The sequence below is a fragment of the Paenibacillus alginolyticus DSM 5050 = NBRC 15375 genome (genome assembly GCF_000422905.1).
Taxonomy (GTDB): Bacteria; Bacillota; Bacilli; order Paenibacillales; family NBRC-103111; genus Paenibacillus_E; species Paenibacillus_E alginolyticus.
Genome location: NZ_AUGY01000056.1, coordinates 21,259 through 39,787, shown reverse-complemented (window position 1 = coordinate 39,787; position 18,529 = coordinate 21,259). Strand labels below are relative to the sequence as shown.

General features: G+C 41.9%; 17 protein-coding genes. 1 reads left to right on the top strand and 16 read right to left on the bottom strand.

Annotated elements, in window-relative coordinates:
- Positions 1-440: 440 nt before the first annotated feature.
- On the bottom strand, positions 441-2,060 hold the full coding sequence (locus G519_RS44220; RefSeq protein WP_084160298.1) for a spore germination protein: 1,620 nt from the start codon (positions 2,058-2,060) through the stop codon (positions 441-443).
- A 483-nt stretch (positions 2,061-2,543) separates the two neighbouring features.
- Here G519_RS44220 and G519_RS0123375 point away from each other — a divergent pair, with 483 nt between their 5' ends.
- Positions 2,544-3,650 carry a GerAB/ArcD/ProY family transporter gene (locus tag G519_RS0123375; protein WP_029196761.1) on the top strand — a complete coding sequence of 369 codons (1,107 nt, stop codon included), beginning with the start codon at positions 2,544-2,546 and terminating at the stop codon, positions 3,648-3,650.
- Positions 3,651-3,739: 89 nt separating this feature from the next.
- On the opposite strand, the gene G519_RS50420 is transcribed toward G519_RS0123375, so the two are convergent.
- The 15 genes from G519_RS50420 to iolD form a co-directional block, all read right to left on the bottom strand.
- Complete coding sequence (locus G519_RS50420; RefSeq protein WP_127527655.1) at positions 3,740-3,898, bottom strand: GapA-binding peptide SR1P; 159 nt, start codon at positions 3,896-3,898, stop codon at positions 3,740-3,742.
- Positions 3,899-3,945: 47 nt separating this feature from the next.
- Positions 3,946-4,977 carry an inositol 2-dehydrogenase gene (iolG, locus tag G519_RS0123370; RefSeq protein ID WP_029196760.1) on the bottom strand — a complete coding sequence of 344 codons (1,032 nt, stop codon included), beginning with the start codon at positions 4,975-4,977 and terminating at the stop codon, positions 3,946-3,948.
- 80 nt (positions 4,978-5,057) lie between these two features.
- Positions 5,058-5,387: a hypothetical protein gene (locus tag G519_RS0123365; protein ID WP_029196759.1), complete on the bottom strand. Its 330-nt coding sequence runs from the start codon at positions 5,385-5,387 to the stop codon at positions 5,058-5,060.
- Between the two features lie 13 nt (positions 5,388-5,400).
- Positions 5,401-6,048 (bottom strand): pyrophosphatase PpaX, encoded by a 648-nt coding sequence (gene ppaX, locus G519_RS0123360; protein WP_029196758.1) that lies wholly within the window; start codon positions 6,046-6,048, stop codon positions 5,401-5,403.
- Positions 6,049-6,084: 36 nt separating this feature from the next.
- A complete protein-coding gene (locus tag G519_RS0123355; protein WP_029196757.1) occupies positions 6,085-7,086 on the bottom strand; it encodes a LacI family DNA-binding transcriptional regulator in 1,002 nt (333 codons plus the stop codon).
- 143 nt (positions 7,087-7,229) lie between these two features.
- Positions 7,230-8,231, bottom strand: a complete 1,002-nt coding sequence (gene iolG / locus G519_RS0123350) for an inositol 2-dehydrogenase (protein WP_029196756.1) — start codon at positions 8,229-8,231, stop codon at positions 7,230-7,232.
- 26 nt (positions 8,232-8,257) lie between these two features.
- Positions 8,258-9,427 (bottom strand): sugar ABC transporter permease, encoded by a 1,170-nt coding sequence (locus G519_RS0123345; protein WP_244280194.1) that lies wholly within the window; start codon positions 9,425-9,427, stop codon positions 8,258-8,260.
- A 1-nt stretch (position 9,428) separates the two neighbouring features.
- A complete protein-coding gene (locus G519_RS0123340; protein WP_029196754.1) occupies positions 9,429-10,946 on the bottom strand; it encodes a xylose ABC transporter ATP-binding protein in 1,518 nt (505 codons plus the stop codon).
- A 121-nt stretch (positions 10,947-11,067) separates the two neighbouring features.
- Positions 11,068-12,216: a sugar ABC transporter substrate-binding protein gene (locus tag G519_RS0123335; protein WP_029196753.1), complete on the bottom strand. Its 1,149-nt coding sequence runs from the start codon at positions 12,214-12,216 to the stop codon at positions 11,068-11,070.
- Between the two features lie 22 nt (positions 12,217-12,238).
- Positions 12,239-13,063: a sugar phosphate isomerase/epimerase family protein gene (locus tag G519_RS0123330; protein ID WP_244280195.1), complete on the bottom strand. Its 825-nt coding sequence runs from the start codon at positions 13,061-13,063 to the stop codon at positions 12,239-12,241.
- An 18-nt stretch (positions 13,064-13,081) separates the two neighbouring features.
- Complete coding sequence (gene iolB / locus G519_RS0123325) at positions 13,082-13,888, bottom strand: 5-deoxy-glucuronate isomerase (RefSeq protein ID WP_029196751.1); 807 nt, start codon at positions 13,886-13,888, stop codon at positions 13,082-13,084.
- Positions 13,885-14,853: a transketolase family protein gene (locus G519_RS0123320; RefSeq protein ID WP_084160296.1), complete on the bottom strand. Its 969-nt coding sequence runs from the start codon at positions 14,851-14,853 to the stop codon at positions 13,885-13,887. Before G519_RS0123320 ends, iolB begins: the two co-directional genes overlap by 4 nt.
- Complete coding sequence (locus tag G519_RS0123315) at positions 14,850-15,707, bottom strand: transketolase (protein WP_029196749.1); 858 nt, start codon at positions 15,705-15,707, stop codon at positions 14,850-14,852. Before G519_RS0123315 ends, G519_RS0123320 begins: the two co-directional genes overlap by 4 nt.
- Positions 15,708-15,728: 21 nt before the next feature.
- On the bottom strand, positions 15,729-16,625 hold the full coding sequence (iolE, locus tag G519_RS0123310) for a myo-inosose-2 dehydratase (RefSeq protein WP_029196748.1): 897 nt from the start codon (positions 16,623-16,625) through the stop codon (positions 15,729-15,731).
- Between the two features lie 29 nt (positions 16,626-16,654).
- A complete protein-coding gene (gene iolD / locus G519_RS0123305; protein WP_029196747.1) occupies positions 16,655-18,520 on the bottom strand; it encodes a 3D-(3,5/4)-trihydroxycyclohexane-1,2-dione acylhydrolase (decyclizing) in 1,866 nt (621 codons plus the stop codon).
- Positions 18,521-18,529 lie beyond the last annotated feature (9 nt).

Here is an 18,529-nt window from a genome sequence, read left to right as displayed (position 1 = left end):
GTTGTTACGATATCCATGGAGAGTAACAATCCTCCGTTTTGTTTGGAGACGCTTTTTAATACTTCGCACACATGTTGATCAACGTAGAATTTCTTTGCTTCTGCAGATCGGCATAGCGAACCGAATAAAGGCATTGCTTGTTTGGACAGCGGAGGTCATGCTCTATGCGGTTATTAAGCCTTGTAACTTAGCAATTTTCTTTTTCCTTGCAGCAGGTGATCATCAAGGCTTTGTATCGCAAATAGTTCGTATTTTCAGGTCGAAAAAATATATAGTTTTTTCAGTTACTGTGGATAGCCGAATGGAAGATAGTCAGGGCTGAAACCCCTGTTTGGAGAAACCGCCGCAAACCTTTCAATGGGTTGTCCGAATGCACTCGAAAGCGACGTTCTTCTTCTGGAGCACCTTGATCCTTTATACCAGCTTTAACATGCTCCTCTTCATTCCGCGGCCCCGTCCTTCTCACTATTTCTCGGATTAGTATTCATGTCAGGAGATGTATTTTCACGGTAGATGTTCTTTTGGCTAATCAAACGAGGCCGGGAAAACATGCCCCACAAAGGAACACGGAAAATGGCATCCTTTTGGTCTACGGCGATAAAAGGCGCAAAAGGAGTGAGGTAAGGGACTCCAAAAGACCGCAAGCTGCAAAGGTGGAAAACGAGGGCGACTAGACCTACAGTAATCCCATACAAACCGAAAGTTGCGGCAAGTAACATAATTGGGAAACGCAAAATTCTGACTGCAATCGCCATATTGAAGTTGGGAGAGACAAAACTGGCTATGGCCGTGATGGAAACGACGATAACCATAGCCGCTGTTACGATTCCCGCTTCTACCGCGGCTTGTCCGATGACAAGAGCTCCAACAATGGAAACCGACTGCCCGACTGCTCGTGGCATCCGGATCCCGGCTTCGCGCAGAATTTCAAAGGTGATCTCCATTAACATCGCTTCGATTAAAGTGGGAAAAGGGACGCCTTCCCGCTGAGAAGCCAGACTGATCAACAACTGAGTCGGCAGCATTTCCTGATGAAAGGTTGTGACCGCCACATACAAGGAAGGTCCTAAAAGCGCTACAAAAAAAGAAATATAGCGCAATATACGCAAGAGACTACCAATATCCGCACGCTGGTAATAGTCTTCCGCCGATTGAAAGTACTGAGTAAAAATAGCTGGAACAAGCAGAACAAAAGGGGTTCCGTCTACGAGAATAGCCACCCGCCCTTCCAATAAGCCGCCAGCTATGGTGTCCGGCCTCTCCGAATTGAAAACAGTCGGAAACGTTGTGTAGGTCTTATCCTGGATCAATTCCTCTATATAACCGCTTTCCAAAATCCCGTCGATGTCAATTCGGTTCAGGCGAGACCGGACTTCTTCCAATACCTTTTCATTGGCTATTCCATGAATATACATGATGGCTACATTTGTTTTTGTAACCCGCCCGATTTGTTTAGATTCCAGCCAGAGGTTGTGGTCCTTGATTTTTCTTCGGATGAGGGCGGTATTCGTCCGAATATTTTCGGAAAAGGCTTCTCTAGGTCCGCGAATCACTGTTTGTGCACTGGGCTCTGTAACTCCCCGCTCATCCCACTCCCTTAAGGATAGGAGGAAACTGCTGCTGTAACCATCGATGAGAATTGCCGTATCGCCAGATAAGACCGATGTAAGAAACGTTTCAAAATCGGAAACTTCCTTGATCTCACCTACGGTTAGGGCAAAGTCTCTCATGATTTGCAAAATATTCTCGGTTTTAACCTTCTGTTTTACTTCCGTTAATCTTAGGTCTTGCAGAAGGTTTTCGATCACAAAATTATTAACGGATTTGGTATCGGTTAATCCATCCGTGTAGATCACGGCGGCTATCACGTCGCCAGATTCGCCGACCTTCATCTCACGGATGATAACATCCGTACTGTTACCTACGGCTTGCTGTACTTTATGGATATTTGCTTTTAGGTCTGAAAACAACGGCTTATTCCATTGGTTACCGGATATTTTATCTGTTTGTTTTTCTTGGGATTTATTGAATATGGCCTTGATTGTTTTGATGATGCCCATAATCATCCCCCTTATCTTTTTTTATGGTTTCCAGTCATGGAAATATTAATCCTCTAGATGCTGGTATTGTTTTGATTTAAGTTTGAAAAAAATCTTACTATGCCCTTTGACCAAAATTTAGTTCAGGATAATCAGAGTCATAGATCCCATAAAGGGAAAACGAAGTCAGATGGATCTTATCAATCAGAAGCCCTAGTTTCATAAAGGAAAAAAACTTGTGGTAGATGGTGAATGGATCGGTAGCTAAACCTGGACTAACTTAGCCCTAAGTAGCCCAACGTATTAATAAAGAAAAAATTCAAGGGAGTATCGTATATTTACTTGAAGTTAGTTTAAAAACTTGATTTTAGGATACGAATGATAAAGTGATGTTCATGGTTAAGGAAAAAAAGATCAAAATCCGGATAGTAGATTGATCAAAAAGGGATTAAACAGAAGTGTGTGTCTATAAAAAGTGGTGTTGTAAATTGGAGGGTGTGAGATTTGAAAAAAGAACAAATTAGCGAAAATCAACTGTTTTCTTTAGTCATACTCTTTGAGATTGGAAGCACAACTTTATTTTCTTTGGGGGTTAATGCCAAACGAGATGCTTGGATATCGATTTTAATCGCCTTACTAGCTGGACTCGGTCTACAATGGCTTTATACCGAAATACAAAAGTATTTCCCCAATCAAAACTTAACCGAAATTTTAGTCTCTGTATTAGGAAAGTGGTTAGCTGCCCCTTTGATAATCCTGTTTGCCTTAAGTTTTTTTTGGACAGCATCTTTTAACCTTTTTGAGTTCTCCGAGTTTTTAATTTCAGCCTTTCTCCCAACGTCTCCATTATGGGCTGTACTTCTTCTTTTTATATTTCTTATGGTGTATGGTTTGTTCTTAGGAATCGAAGTCCTAGCTCGTTCTAGCGAAATAATATTGCCTTGTTTTTTGTTTTTTATCATCGCTACTTTCTTTTTAGTTGGGATTTCAGGTGATATGAAATTCGAGCGATTATTTCCCATTTTGAAAGATGGCATCACACCTGTTTTAAAAACAGCACCCGAGATTATAACTACTCCATTTGGGGAAATGTACATATTTCTTATGTATTGGTGTTATGTAAACAATCAACAGGTTATTCGCAAAATTTCCTTATTGGCTGTCAGTATTTCGGGGATCCTCCTAGCCATTTCAATCATAAATATGATTACTGTTTTAGGGGTTCAATTGACATCACTTTCAACAATTCCCTTATTTAGAGTAATCAAGCATATTGACATAGTACATTTCATCCAAAGATTAGATGCCATAGGTGGATCTATTCTTTTTCTTGGGGGGTTATACAAAGCGACTTTATATTTTAATGGCTCTTTTCTAGCATTAAAAACTTTATTCAACGTGAAACTCAAACATCAAAAATGGTTAATCATCTTAATGGCAATTTTCATATATTGGTATATTATGGTTTATTTTATAGATTACACCTTTTATAAATGGTCAGGATCCCAAATAAATAACAAAATTGTTATCCCTATATATGCAATCTTAATTCCAATTTTGCTCCTTATTATCATTAAGGTAAAAATAAAATATTTGAAAATGGAAAAATAAAAACTACAAAGAAAAAGGAACTCCCACCATCATTGACACGGCAAGGAGTTCCTAAGGTTAAATTGATGGAAAATGGATGTTGAAATACGCTATTCCTTCTCTTTTTCTCTGTCCACTTTCTTTGGAGATATTTCTGAATGCGTGTGTAGTGGTCTGCATTTTTCGCATGAAATGAAATAGCTTGTCACCTTTTCTGAATCCACAGTATCGATTAATTCATTACAATAACTGCAATAAATCGCTCCCATTTGCAACTTCATATTTTCCATCCCCCAGGTATTTTGATTCTTCAAAACTAAATCGTGATATTTACCAAACGATTCGTAATCTCTTCGATTCTAACTGGGCGCTTTTCGAGATAAGACAACTTGGCCGCATGAGCGATCAATTCCGCTTGAAAACCATCATTCTGGTTGACTAGAACAGGTGTATCGTTTAATATCGCTTCGATGAATGCTTGAACTTCATTAATATAAGCCGTATTGTAACGCTCGAGGAAGAAGTACAACGGTTTGTCTTTTTGCACGCCATCTGCCGTTGAAAGCTCTGCTGAATTCGGGAAATCGTTCTGAATGGTTACACAACCTTTTGATCCAAATACTTCGACACGTTGGTCATAATAATGCGCCTGCCTGCTATTATCAATAACACCTAAAGCACCGTTTTTAAACTTAAGACTAATAATTGCTGTGTCAATATCGTTAAACTCGGCAAAGACTGGATCGACCAAAACCGCTCCTTGCACATAAACTTCCTCTACTTCGGATCCGATAACGAACCGTGCAATATCAAAATCATGAATGCTCATGTCTATAAATAAGCCACCACAGTTTTTAATATATTCTTTATGAGGCGGTGCCGGGTCTCTGGAAGTAATCTTAAGAATGTGAGGATCACCCACTTTACCTTGACTCACAAGCTCTTGAACACGGCTCATATTATGATCAAATCTTCTATTGAATCCAGTTTGGAATTTAACTTTAGATTGACGAAGAGTTTCGAGCAATTGAACGGTTTGTTCGAGGCTGAAGCTGATTGGCTTCTCGCAGAAAATATGTTTTCCTGCTTTGGCTGCATCCTTAATGATTTGAACATGTGTATCGGTTGGAGAACAAATAAAGACTGCATTAATTTCAGGGTCGTTAATGATGTTCATATAATTATCTGTGATGACTTGGATGCCGTTTTGCTCAGCCCATTCTTTAATATTATCAACAAAGATATCCGAAATTGATTTAATCTCAACATTTTTCAGGTTTTTCAAATTATCTACATGAAGCTTGCCGATCCTACCAGCACCTATTATGCCAAGTTTTATTTTGTCCATAAATAAATACTTCCCTTCTATTTAATAAATATTTTTTCAACACTTACCTAAATTTAACGCTTACACGCATTCGGAATCGTTCAATCCAGATCGTATAAAGATGCCATACACTCAACGAACATTTTATTATATTCATCTCGTGTCAAATCTTTATTGCAATAAATATCCCTGCCTAAATACTGATACCATGAAATCTCAGTTTGATTTTTCTTATAAATAAAATTCGGATACCTCTGATTATTTAAATCGTCGAGCCTAACTGACCGAATTAAAAAGGTATCATTTTCGTAGGCGGGAATATTTTTGTAATCAAGCTCTATTCCTAGTTGTTCGGACACGAGCTGAATTAACATAGCTAGCATTTTAAAGGGATCGCGAAACATTTCGAATTGTGCAGTATTGTTGGACATGGAGTCTCTCCTTTCAAGACTGGCGACAAACCATATTTTCTAGTTCCCGAATATCGTGAATAACAAAATCGGGAGAGAAAGTTTTCAAAAACACTTCTCCCTTTAACGACCAAGCGACTGCTGCACATGCAACTCCAGCACCTTTCGCCGACAAAATGTCATACTCGCTGTCGCCAACCATCAAGGTATTTTCCGGAGTAACTTGAAGTTGTTTAAGAGCTCTTAAGATCGGTTCGGGATCCGGCTTACCATTTATGACGTCATCTTCAGTGACCAGAATATCCATATATGGTAGCAGTCCAGTCAATGTTAATCCCATAACAGCAGTTTTTTTTATTTTGCTTGTAACAACGCCAAGATGAATACCAGACTTCTGCAATTTTTCTAATGTTTCTTTCACAAAAGGAAATGGTTTAACCAGTTGCTCGTGATTGCTCTCGTTATATTGGCGGTATGCTTTTATATATTGGTCAACATCTTTTGACTCCGTATATGCCTCCAATTGTTCCCTCAGCGGTAGTCCCATGTTTTTGGTGATGAACTCTTTAGTGTAACGTTCCGAATTAGGGGCATCCTTCAAAACATGCATAAAGGAGCTAATAATAAGTTCGTTGGTATCGACGATTGTACCGTCCAAGTCGAAAAGAATCGTTGTATACAACGTCCTCCCACCTTTTTCATTGTAATTTGCAGCCGTCTATTCACGTTCCCTAGTAGATTTTCTCACGACAAGTTCAGGTAGCAATACGATACGTTGTTTATGCGTCAATTCACCCTTAATTTCCTGAACGAGTATATCGACAATTTGCCTTCCCATTTGCTCCATCGGTTGAGCTACCGTTGTAAGTGGAGGATCCGTGATCGTAGCTAAAATCGTATTGTCAAAGCCGATGACCGATAAATCCTGCGGCACTTTAAGTCCTAGCTCATGAGTCGCCTGAATCGTTCCGATCGCAAGAATGTCATTGGTTGCAAAAATAGCGGTTGGCGGGTCATTCCTTTCCAATAACTGAAGCGCGAACTTCTTTCCGTTTTGGACTGAGGCATCGCCAAGTATGACAAGACTTTCATCAAACTGTAGTCCCTGATCCTCAAGAGCCTGGTTAAAGCCGCGAAGCCTTTCCTTAGCACATCGAATATTTTCCACAATAAGACCTATTCTGGTGTGACCTAGGCCAAGCAAATGTTTGGCAGCTTCATAACCGCCAACGAAATCGTCGATTGAAACGGAATTAATGGAAATGGTAGGAATATCTCGAGCGATCAGAGCAATTGGCATATTCGGTTTGACCAAATTCCTCGTTATCGTATGCTGGTCTTCAAAACCGGAAAGGATGATGACCCCATCCACACGTTTCTTTTGTAGAAGGGTAAAATACCAAGCTTCTCTTTCTGCATCGTAGTCTGTACTGCAGATCATTACGCTGAAACCTAATTCCCTAGCCCGATCCTCGACGCTCTTGGCTATTTCTCCAAAAAAAGGGTTTGCCAAGTTTGGAATGATTAATCCAAGTGTATAACTTAATTTCCCCGTTAAAGCCGACGCGAGCAGATTCGGCGTATAATTATGCTTTTCTATAATCTCTAATACTTTTTTTCTCGTTTTTTCGCTAATCCTACCCGTATTATTGACAACTTTCGATACTGTAGCAATTGATACATTTGCTTCTTTAGCTATACCGAAAATATTAATCCCCATTGCACAAACCCCCATTCTATATATGTTTAAGGAAAACGCTTAACTTCCCTAATTATATTATACTTTCAACAGTTTTGAACATGCAACGGAGTTCTTAGGAAGCATAATATCGATACAGCAGAGGAAAGATGCCTTTTTCCTTTCTAAAGAATTATTTCTTTATTAGAAAGGTAAGCATCGGTGGCCGCTTTTGCAATCTCTAATGCCCGAAGTCCATCGACTTCTGTACAGGAAGGTTTTGTTCCGTTACGGAGGCAATCAATGAAATGCACCATTTCCAACAGAAACGCATCCTTAAATTTCGTTGCAAACTCAGGAATGATATCGTGACTGCTTCCTCTTCTGTTCAAAATACGTAAATCATGATGCTTCAAAGAGCTGATCTGTATTGTTCCTTCTGTCCCTATTACCTCGCCCCTGATATCATATCCATAACCTGCGTTACGGCTTGATTCGACATCACCAGTTGCTCCTGATTCAAAGTTGAGATAGGAAAGAGCCTGATCCACATCAAGGTATTCGTTCATGAATGGATGAAGTTGAACACTTCCCATCGATCTAACGGAGCGCACTTCGGATCCCATCAAATACCTGGCTATGTCGAAATCGTGGACTGCGAGGTCGAGAAAGATGCCGCCGCTATGTTTGATATATGACTCTGGCGGAGAAGCAGGATCTCGGCTGACACCTTTAAAATAGATCGGTTTACCGATATCCCCAGCGTCTATTCTTTTTTTCGCCTCGGCATAGGCGGGATCAAAACGTCTCATAAAACCAACTTGACATGTTATGCCGCTTTCTTCAACCAATCGTACAAGCTCACGTGCATCTTCCACTGACTTCGCTATTGGTTTTTCCACAAATATATGTTTGCCAAACTGTGCTGCCATTTTCACATATTGAGCATGGGTATCAGTCGGCGTCGAAATGATAACAGCGTCGATGTTCGGGTCGGTAAACACTTCATTCGGATTCGTTGTCCACCCCTCAACACCGAGTTCACGTGCCGCCTTTTCAGCCGTTTCTGTCCGTGAGGACACAACTTTGACTAGTTTGGCGGATTTGACTTTTGTTTGAAGATTCTCGGCATGCCAATAACCCAAGCGGCCTAACCCAATGGCCGCGCAACGAATTTCCCCCGTCATATCCTCTCACCTATCCTTCTTGCGTCTTATACGCTCTTATTTTTAGTCATGACATCAAACCATACTGCCAATACTAAAATGAGACCTTTTACGATATATTGCCAAAAAGCTTCCATATTGAGTAAGCTCATGCCGTTATCAAGGCTTGCCATAATGAGCGCCCCTAAGATAGCACCGACCACTTTGCCTTTTCCACCCATCAAACTTGTTCCGCCGATGACAGCCGCGGCAATAGCGTCAAGCTCCATCATATTACCCGAACTGGGTGCTCCAGCATTTAGCCTAGCCGATAGAACAATACCCGCGATAGCCGCTACTAATCCGTTAAGCATAAAAACGATAAGGACAATCTTCTTGACATTGATACCGGAATATTTCGTAGCCTGGATATTGCCACCAATGGCATAAATATAACGTCCAAACTTCGTGTTGCCCGCAATGAAGGAAAAGAGCAGCAGCAGTCCCAGCATGATCAAGACTGGTATTGGAAACCCTTTATAAGAATACATGGCGATATAGAAAATGATAATTAAACCAACGATTAAAGAAACTCGCATCACCGTCTTAAATGCCGACTCCAGCTCTAAAGCATTTTTCTTCCTGGAATTTCTTTTCTTTATCGCATTATAAATAACGGAAGTGATCGCTAAAACCGTCAATATAATTCCGATGATATTATTTACATAATGATCACCTAACACTTTATAGCTGGGATTCATTGGTGCTATTGAAACACCTTTCGTTATGCCAATCAGAATCCCTTTAAACAACATCATACCCCCAAGAGTGACGATAAAAGAGGGAATATTAAGGAATACGGTAGCATAGCCTTGAATGCCGCCGATGATCACACCCAACAATAGAACAGCCAAAATAGTAGGAGTCGTTCCCCATCCCTCCCAGGCCATTAATGCTGCTGCAACTCCACCGGCCAGTCCGACAAGGGAACCGACAGAAAGATCGATATTACCGGTTACGATGATCAACACCATCCCAGTAGCCAAAATCGAGACCACAGACATTTGAATAGTTAAGTTGGAAATATTTCGTGCACTTAGAAAAGTCCCATCGGTAAAAATAGAAAACATAATCCAAAGAATGATTAGACCAGCAATCATTGCATAAGATCTGATATCGATTTTATTCATCAACTGCCCTTTGGGAATCACCGATGTTCCGGTCAGTTTGTTTTCCAAGTTAATTACCTCCTCCGGTTGCATAATACATAATTTTCTCTTGTGTAGCTTCCTTATAATCTAACTCACCCTCGATTTTACCTTCACACATGACCAGTATGCGGTCACTAATACCAAGTACTTCTTCAAGGTCTGAAGAAATCATAATGACGGTAACGCCTGCATCTATAAGTTCGTTCATTATTTTATAAATTTCAAACTTCGCTCCAACATCGATGCCACGGGTAGGTTCATCGAGAATCAAGATTTTAGGGTCTGTCATTAACCATTTACCGATGACGACTTTTTGCTGATTGCCTCCGCTCAGATTTTTGACGATTGTCTCTACACTGGCAGTCTTAACATTTAAAGCAGAAACGTATTTTTTAGAATAGCGAACTTCTTCGTCGGGATGAAGAATGAAATTTGAAACTTTATCCAAGCTGGATAAGGTAATATTCTCGGAAACGCTCATTCCCAGAACGAGGCCGTATTTTTTTCGATCCTCAGATACGAGTGCGATACCATATTCGGTCGCGTCTACGGGACTCTCTATCCTTGTTTTGGCTCCATCTATCCAGACTTCCCCCTCTTTCTTTCCGGGAAATGCACCAAATATTGCGGAAACTAACTCAGTTCTTCCCGAACCCATCAATCCGGATATACCGAGAATTTCACCCTTATAAGCTTTTAAGTTGACAGAGTTGACAAGTTTTCGACTAGGGTTCTGTTCGTCATAAACCGAGAAATTTTTCACTTCAAGTGACAGTTCTTTCCTTGTATGATGTTCGCGGGGAAACATTTGTTCCAGTTTTCTTCCAACCATCATATAAATTAACGAATCCCTATCGAGCTCTTGAATGCCTCTCGTCCCAACGTAGGATCCATCCCTAAGAATGGAAACAGAATCGCATATTTCAAAGATTTCGTTAAATTTATGGGAAATATATATGCACGTTACACCGTTTTTCTTAAGCTTCCTCATGATATTCATCAATATCTCAACCTCATGCTCCGTCAATGCCGAGGTTGGCTCATCAAGTATCAAGATTTTGGCGTTTTTCGTAAGAGCCTTGGCAATTTCAACCAACTGCTGTTGTCCAACTCCCAAGTTCTTTACTTTATCATTTGGATTGATCTTTAAATCAAGCTCTTCCAACAAAGCAGTAGTTTTTCGGTACAGTTCCTCCCACTGAATGACTCCCATTTTAGTAGGTTCGTTCCCGAGAAAAATATTTTCTTGTACAGAGAGCTCATTAACTAGAGCCAGTTCCTGATGTATACATACGATTCCTGCCCTTTCAGAATCAGATGTATTCTGGAAGTTTTGAACTACATTACGAATCACAATTTCACCATCATAAGAACCATAAGGATACACACCACTAAGAATCTTTATGAATGTCGACTTTCCTGCGCCGTTTTCTCCGCAAAGACCGTGAACTTCGCCTTCTTTAATCTTCATATTCACGTGATTGAGCGCCTTGACTCCAGGAAACTCTTTAGTTATTTGATTCATCTCCAAAATATATTCGCTCATTTTTATCACCTTCTTGATCATTCGGAGTTTTTGTAAAGTATCTTAGAAAAAGGAAAAGGAAAAGGAAAACTATTAGAGCCTTTCCCCTTCCTCCAACTCTGAATAAATTACCTTAACGTTATTATTTTGTTTTAGGCCATTGATCTTTGGGTACATTTTTATAGATGTCTTCCAATTTTTGATAGCCATCTTTTACCACAGTGTCTAAAACATTCTCTTTGGTTACCGTTTGTACGTCCATGAGTAAACTTGTCACATCTTTAGGACCATTATTAACTTTTCCAATATGACCGTTTTTAAAATTCCCGCTATCTAATTCTTTGATTTTCGCTTCATCTTTTGTCGCCAAAGCGTAGGCAAGATCCATAGCAGTTTGGTTGAGGACTTGAGTTGGTTTATAAACGGTTCCTGTTTGTTTACCTTCCACGATTCGTTGAAGAGCCGCGATTTCGGCATCTTGGCCGGATACACCAACCTTACCTGCCAAGCCCTGTGATTCCAGCGCTTGGATAACCCCGCCCGCTGTACCATCGTTAGAAGCAACAACGGCAACGACGTCGTTTTTGACCTTAGTTAAGCCGTTTTCTGCAATTTTCAATGCTTCCTCTGGGTTCCAGCCTTTAGCCCATTGTTGAATGACAATGTTGATATCACCTTTATCAATGAAAGGTTTGAGTATGCTCTCTTGTCCTTGTTTTAAAAGATGTGCATTATTATCCTCTGGACCACCAAGAACCCAGATGTAATTGCCTTTAGGATATCGATCTGTTAGCATTTTTGCCTGCAACTCGCCCACTTTTACGTTATCGAAAGTAATGTAGTAATCCAGATCACCATTTCGGACCAAGCGGTCATATGCTATTACTTTTACACCGGCTTGATGCGCCTTTTCTACGATAACGCCAGATGATTCTGAATCCTGAGCAGAAATGAGCAGGGCATCAATACCTTGGGTTAACATGCCTTCAACCTGCTGTACTTGTTTCGCGGCATCCTCTTCACATGATTGTACAATTAGCTTAAAACCGTGATCATCCGCATATTTTTGCGCCATTTTTACTTCTCGCTGCCATCTCTCTTGCTTCATGGTACCAATAGAGAAACCAATAACAACTTCTTTTTTCTTTGCTGCGCTTCCGCTGCTTTCACTTGCTGCTGTTTTCTGTTCGGGAGTAACATTGGCACTGGATCCTGGCTTTTGACTGCAACCGGTCAAAAAAGCCGACAACACTACTGCGAACACCAAACTGGACTTAAATACCTTCTTCATGTAATTTCCCCCTAAGTTTTTATTAAGAAAGCGCTTTTAATAAAATGCGCATATCTTCTTTGATGAGAGATTCGGGTTCTTCATGCTGCATACGCAACGGCAAACGATCGTAGTAATTCTCAAGAACGATCCAACCATGATAACCAATTTTTCTCAACACTCTCATGCTGCGGAAAAACTCTGAATCGCCCTCACCGAGCAGCGAGGCGCTAATTTCTCCTTGTTTTCCGTCTTTAACATGGATCTCATTACATAATAAGGGAGCCAGTTTCTCCAGCATTTCAGGGGCGTCATATCCCCGAAACAAAGCATAATTTTGGGTATCGAAATAGAGTTTTAAGTTTGGTCGATTAATACAATCAGCCAATCGGAACATTTGTTCAACAGATAACAAATTTTCTGTAGCAATTGTAATGCCACGATCGCTTGCATAATCGCACGCGGAGATCAAAACCTCCGCGCTGCGAGAGAAATCTTGCCCACTTACAATATCACTCACTTGAAAGCTTGGAATCATGACCGAAGAAATGTTCATAGCATCTGCTGCATCGATAGATCGAATGATGGCTTCCCTAACGATGCCGCTATCGGCTGATTCATAGGGCTGAGTCATGCTGTACTCATCTGTTACGCGAACCGCGATCGACGTAAAAGAGATTCCATAAAGTTCTGCGAGTTCGAGATAAGCTTGCTGCACAGCCCGTCGAGATAAAGGAAACCCTCTCTCGTAACTCCCTATTTCCAATTGAATTCCTTCAAACCCAAGTTCGGAAGCAATCTTGCAAGCATAGGGTCCTTCGACAGGCAGTGACCATTGGCAAATGCCCAACTTATATAACTTGTTCACCAAAATTGTTCCTCCTAATTACTTTGTTTTGAGCCATGCATGATCTTTGTCATCTTGGAACTTCCATGTACGTACTGGTCCAGCCATCGTATTTAAGTAATAAAGGTCATATCCTGGGGGAGCAGAAACCGGATGATAACCTTTCGGCACAAGCACCACATCTCCATCCTTAACAACCATGGTCTCGTTCAAGGAATCGTCATCAGTGTAAACACGTTGGATGGCAAATCCACCCTCTTGTTTAATCCGATGATAGTATGTTTCTTCCAGATAAGTTTCATTCGGTAAGTTATTTTGATCGTGTTTATGAGGCGGGTAGCTAGACCAATTCCCGTTCGGTGTGAACACCTCGACGATCAATAAACTGTCTGCCTGTGCACTCTCCGGCAAAATATTATTGATTTGACGTTGCATATCGCCTGTTCCTCTTATTTCAACGGCGATATCATCAGGTGATATCAATCTCGCTTCATACGTTCCTTTTCCCGGTGCTGAACAAATCGCTACTTCCAATGACGTATTTGCTGTGATATTCACATAATCACTTGATGGAACATACACGGCATAAGGAGCAATTTGTTCGAAAACGCTCATCCGCTTTCCGATGTTTTCCCAACTTTTCTTCTCCGTGGAAACGCTCGCCTTCCCGCTTAGTAAAATGACACACAATTCGTTTCCGCCTGAATCTTTTTGAAAAGTTTGTCCTTCAGTTAACGTATATACCTCGAATCCAACATAACTCCAGCCTGCATTTTGAGGAGTGACAACAAGCCTGCTGCCGTTGAACCCCGGCTCTTTAGCGGATGGTACGATCAAATTACTCAATGTAATTTCCCCTTTCGTAGCAAAACTTTTTCTATAGCCGCGGCAATGTCTTCTGGTCCGATGTTGTATTTCTTTAACAACGCATCGTTGGAACCGGATTCTGAATTTCGATCCTGGACGGCGACGCGTAGCATTGGAACGGGGTTATTTTCTACCAACACTTCGGCAACTGCGCTTCCAAGACCGCCGTAGATAGTATGCTCCTCCGTAGTTACAATTGCACCAGTAACCTCTGCCGCCTCTATGATGGCTGCTTGATCTATCGGCTTCACTGATGGCATATGAAGTACCCTAACTTGAATGCCTCTGTTCTCAAGAATTTCAGCTGCTTCCAAGGAACGTACAGTCTGAGTACCCGTTGAGATGATCGTTGCATCTTTGCCGTCTTTGAGTTTAATGGCCTTTCCAAGGGAGAAGGAGTATGTCTCTTCATCGAAAATGGTCGGCAATGGGTCTCGAGCAAGTCGAATGTATACAGGTCCATGATACTGATTTGAGAATTCCATGATTTTCTTTACTTCAACGGCATCCGCCGGTGCAAAGACTAACATGTGCGGAATGCTACGCATGATGGCCAGATCCTCAAGCCCCTGATGGGTTTTTCCCGTACACCCAGTAAGGAGACCACTATAAGCACCGATCATCTTGACATCCAATTTGGGTTGTGCAATCGAAACTACAATTTGATCCAAAGCTCTTTTGGCAATAAATGCAGCGAACGAGCAAACCCAAGGTTGAATGCCCACCGTAGCCAGACCTGCTGCCGTACCGAGCATATTCTGTTCTGCAATTCCCATTTGTAGAAATTTGGACGGATTTGATTCTGCCACTTTATCTAATTTTGTCGAGGTTGCCAAATCTCCATCCAAAGCGTAAACTCGTGGATCCGTTTTTGAGAGTTGAAGAAGTGTATCTCCGAAGACGTCCCTCATTGCTACCGCTTTTCCCAACTGAATCGCCATCATCGACTACCTCCTTGTAATTCTTGTAAGGCATTCTTCAGTTCTTCAGCGTTCGGAACCTTTGCATGCCAAACATAATTATTTTCCATGAAACTAACGCCTCTGCCCTTAAAGGTATGGGCGATAATGACCACAGGTTTTTCTTTCACTCCCTTGGCGTCGGAGAAAGAATTTAACAATTGTTCAATGGAATGACCGTCTGCTTCAATCACATGCCAGCCAAATGCCTCCCATTTTCTGGCTGGGTCTTGTACGGGCGCTTCTCGCAAATTCCCCTCACTGCTCTTCCATCCATATTGTTGAAGTTTATTGTAATCCATCACGACGACTAAGTTGTCCAGTCCATACTTAGTGGCTACATCTGCAGCCTCCCACACTTGCCCTTCCTGGGATTCTCCGTCGCCAATCACGCAATACGTATAAAAGGATTTGCCTTGGAGCTTTGCACCCAACGCCATGCCAACCGCGGCTGAAATTCCTTGACCGAGAGAACCGGTTGACATATCTAAACCAGGAAGCAGGTTCATGTCAGGATGGGCTTGGAGTCGGGAGTCAATTTCATCAAATGTTTGAAGCTCCTCGACCGGAAAGTACCCCCTTAGAGCCAGTACCGTATATAAAGCGATCGCTGAATGACCTTTAGATAATACGAAGCGGTCTCTGTCGCTTCCGAGGTGATCCTTGGGATTAATATTCATCATTTCAAAATACAAACTCACCAATATATCCGTGACCGAAAGCGGTCCTCCGATATGACCCGCATTGGCATGGTGGACCGTTTCCAAAATCAACTGCCTCGTTTTAGAGGCCAGAACATCTAGCTCCTGTAACCGCAGCTGAGATAAGGTTCCATTCATTTCGCTTCCCCCTTAAGTTGCTTAATAAATTAATTTTGTTATATAACCCATCGCGGATTGTGCTAATTTGAAAGGATCGTTGATTGCCGGGTCTTGTTCACCTTCAATCATGGCCCAACCGGAATAATCATGATCTATTAACGTCCGGAAAATCTCTTCGAATTCTAATCCCCCGTCACCTGGAACCGTAAATACACCGTTTCTGATGCATGTAACAAAATCCCATCCTTCCAGTCTTGCCTGCTTCAATACGTTAATGCGTATATCTTTCAGATGAACGTAACCGACTCGGTTTATATGTTTCTTTAATAAGGTCAATGGATCATTACCACCGTAATATGCATGACCCGTATCAAATAATAAGTACACAAGTTCCGGATCAGTCAGATCCATTAGCCGATCAATTTCATTCGCTTTTTCGACGACTGTGCCCCCATGATGATGGTACACCAGCTTCATCCCAAGCGCTTTGCATATTTCACCGGCTTCGTTAAGCCCATGCGCAAGCGAAACCCACCCACGAGTGTCCAGTGGATTAACCTGTTTTTCATTCGGTGTCCTGCGCGGATCCCAGTGAAGCGAACCGCCGATTTCAGCTGTGCTGATAACCTTACAACCCATTTTCTTGAGAAAAATCGCATGTTCCCTATATGAGGCTAGTTCTTTTTCACGGTATTCCGGATCAGAGAATAAAACCGACTTCCACTGAGATACCAGCTGTAGCCTGTACTTTTCGAGCAAAGGAGTTAATAACGAAGGATCCGTTGGAAATTTCCTGCTCATCTCAACACCTGCTAACCCTAACTCGGATATTTGGGACAGTACGTCGTCCGCTGTATAATGATCACCGTGCTCAAATACATCTTCTCCGACCCAGTTAATTGGGTGTATGCCGATATTAAACCGACCGATGTTCATCGCATTTTTCTCCTTTAGTTAAGTCGTATTTACAGCACTCTAGCTGTTTGAATTTTGTTTTGCATTTGTGAATAAGCCATTTTGACTTTTTCGCTCTCCGATACTTCTGCAACACCTAGTCTCCACCAAGTTTCGTACCCAGTGGTACAAGTTCCCGGAAGCACTTTGATATCAATTAAAGTCGATATTTTTTGCTTTTTTGCATCTTCCATCGCACTGTATAATTCTTCTAATGTACGAACGGTATATGCTACAGCACCTTGGCTTCTCGCATGACCTGCAAAATCGATTTGTACATAATCACCAGTTAAACGGCCAGTCTCCTCGGAACGATAACGGAATTCATTGCCAAATCCATCGCTGCCTTGTCCTCTTTGTAAATTATGGATACATTGATAACCGTTGTTATCGAGCAGCACAATGTTAATTTTAAAGCCTTCTTGAATTGAGGTGACTAACTCGGAGTGAAGCATTAAATAGCTTCCGTCGCCGACAAGTGCGTACACTTCCTTGTCCGGCTCCGCCATTTTAACTCCTAGTGCTCCACACACTTCGTAACCCATGCATGAAAAACCGTATTCCATGTGATAGGTTTTAGGCTCTTTGCTCCTCCATAACCTCTGTAGATCCCCAGGCATACTGCCGGCTGCAGCAATGATGATGTCCTTTTCGTCGATCAGACGGTTGATTTCGCCCAATACACGCGTTTGGGCCAATCCATCTGGGCGCTCAGCGCTGTATAACCGATCGACTTCTTCATCCCACTGCTTTTTCAATGTTTCTATATCATTAGCTTCATAACCGCTCCGATACCCGGCTTCCTTCAATTCCTCAGCCAATGCCGCGAGCGCTTCTTTCGCATCTGCAACGATCATCTTAGCGTCCATTTTATACGCGTCATACTTGCTCACATTAATAGACAGAAAATCGACATCTGGGTTTTGGAAGGCTGTCTTTGATGCTGTCGGGAAATCCGCAAGACGTGTTCCAATCCCAATGATTAAATCCGCTTCTTTTGCAAGCAAATTACCTGCTAGTGAACCAGTGACGCCAATCGCCCCGACATTCAAGGGATGATCCCAAGATATAGCACTTTTACCCGCTTGCGTCTCTGCTACCGGTATATGGAACGCTTCAATGAATGCCTTTAATTGTTCATTAGCGAGAGAATAATGAACCCCTCCTCCGGCGATAATAAGCGGTTTCTTTTTACCCCGGATCAGTTCAACTGCACGGTAAATCGTTTCTTTATTTGGCGTAGCTCGCTCCACATAATGAATCCGTTTTCTAAAGAAATCAGCGGGGTAATCATAGGCTTCGGACTGTACGTCCTGCGGGAGCGCTAATGTCACAGCTCCAGTATCTACTGGATCAGTAAGCACACGCATTGCATTCGTAAGCGCAGTCATCAACTGTTCAGGGCGAAGTATACGATCCCAGTACTTACTTACCGGCTTGAAAGCGTCATTCGCCGATATTGTGTAATCAGACGGGTTCTCAATTTGTTGCAATACCGGATCTGGCTGCCGGCATGCGAAAATATCACCAGGAAGTAGCAATACAGGAATACGGTTGACCGTTGCCGTACCCGCAGCGGTCACCATATTTAGCGCCCCGGGTCCGATCGACGATGTACAAGCGAAGATCTCCAGTCGATTTTTTTGTTTGGCATAAGCAATGGCGGCATTTGCCATGCCCTGTTCATTTTTACCTTGGTAGTAGGTTAGACTTCCTCTATCGTTCTCAAGTGCTTCTCCCATTCCTGTCACATTCCCATGACCGAAAATGCCGAAAACTCCTTTTACGAACTTGTGTTCTAACCCATCAACATTGATATATTGGTTATCCAAATACTTCAATATGGCCTGGGCCATCGTTAAACGTATCGTTTGCATGTCATGAAC

What these genes read in the sequence shown, in the direction of transcription:
- G519_RS44220 (WP_084160298.1), bottom strand. Translation starts at nt 2,060, where the DNA reads ATGGGCATCATCAAAACAATCAAGGCCATATTCAATAAATCCCAAGAA.
- G519_RS50420 (WP_127527655.1), bottom strand. Translation starts at nt 3,898, where the DNA reads ATGGGAGCGATTTATTGCAGTTATTGTAATGAATTAATCGATACTGTG.
- iolG (WP_029196760.1), bottom strand. Translation starts at nt 4,977, where the DNA reads ATGGACAAAATAAAACTTGGCATAATAGGTGCTGGTAGGATCGGCAAG.
- G519_RS0123365 (WP_029196759.1), bottom strand. Translation starts at nt 5,387, where the DNA reads ATGTCCAACAATACTGCACAATTCGAAATGTTTCGCGATCCCTTTAAA.
- G519_RS0123355 (WP_029196757.1), bottom strand. Translation starts at nt 7,086, where the DNA reads ATGGGGATTAATATTTTCGGTATAGCTAAAGAAGCAAATGTATCAATT.
- iolG (WP_029196756.1), bottom strand. Translation starts at nt 8,231, where the DNA reads ATGACGGGGGAAATTCGTTGCGCGGCCATTGGGTTAGGCCGCTTGGGT.
- G519_RS0123340 (WP_029196754.1), bottom strand. Translation starts at nt 10,946, where the DNA reads ATGAGCGAATATATTTTGGAGATGAATCAAATAACTAAAGAGTTTCCT.
- G519_RS0123335 (WP_029196753.1), bottom strand. Translation starts at nt 12,216, where the DNA reads ATGAAGAAGGTATTTAAGTCCAGTTTGGTGTTCGCAGTAGTGTTGTCG.
- G519_RS0123320 (WP_084160296.1), bottom strand. Translation starts at nt 14,853, where the DNA reads ATGATGGCGATTCAGTTGGGAAAAGCGGTAGCAATGAGGGACGTCTTC.
- G519_RS0123315 (WP_029196749.1), bottom strand. Translation starts at nt 15,707, where the DNA reads ATGAATGGAACCTTATCTCAGCTGCGGTTACAGGAGCTAGATGTTCTG.
- iolE (WP_029196748.1), bottom strand. Translation starts at nt 16,625, where the DNA reads ATGAACATCGGTCGGTTTAATATCGGCATACACCCAATTAACTGGGTC.
- iolD (WP_029196747.1), bottom strand. Translation starts at nt 18,520, where the DNA reads ATGCAAACGATACGTTTAACGATGGCCCAGGCCATATTGAAGTATTTG.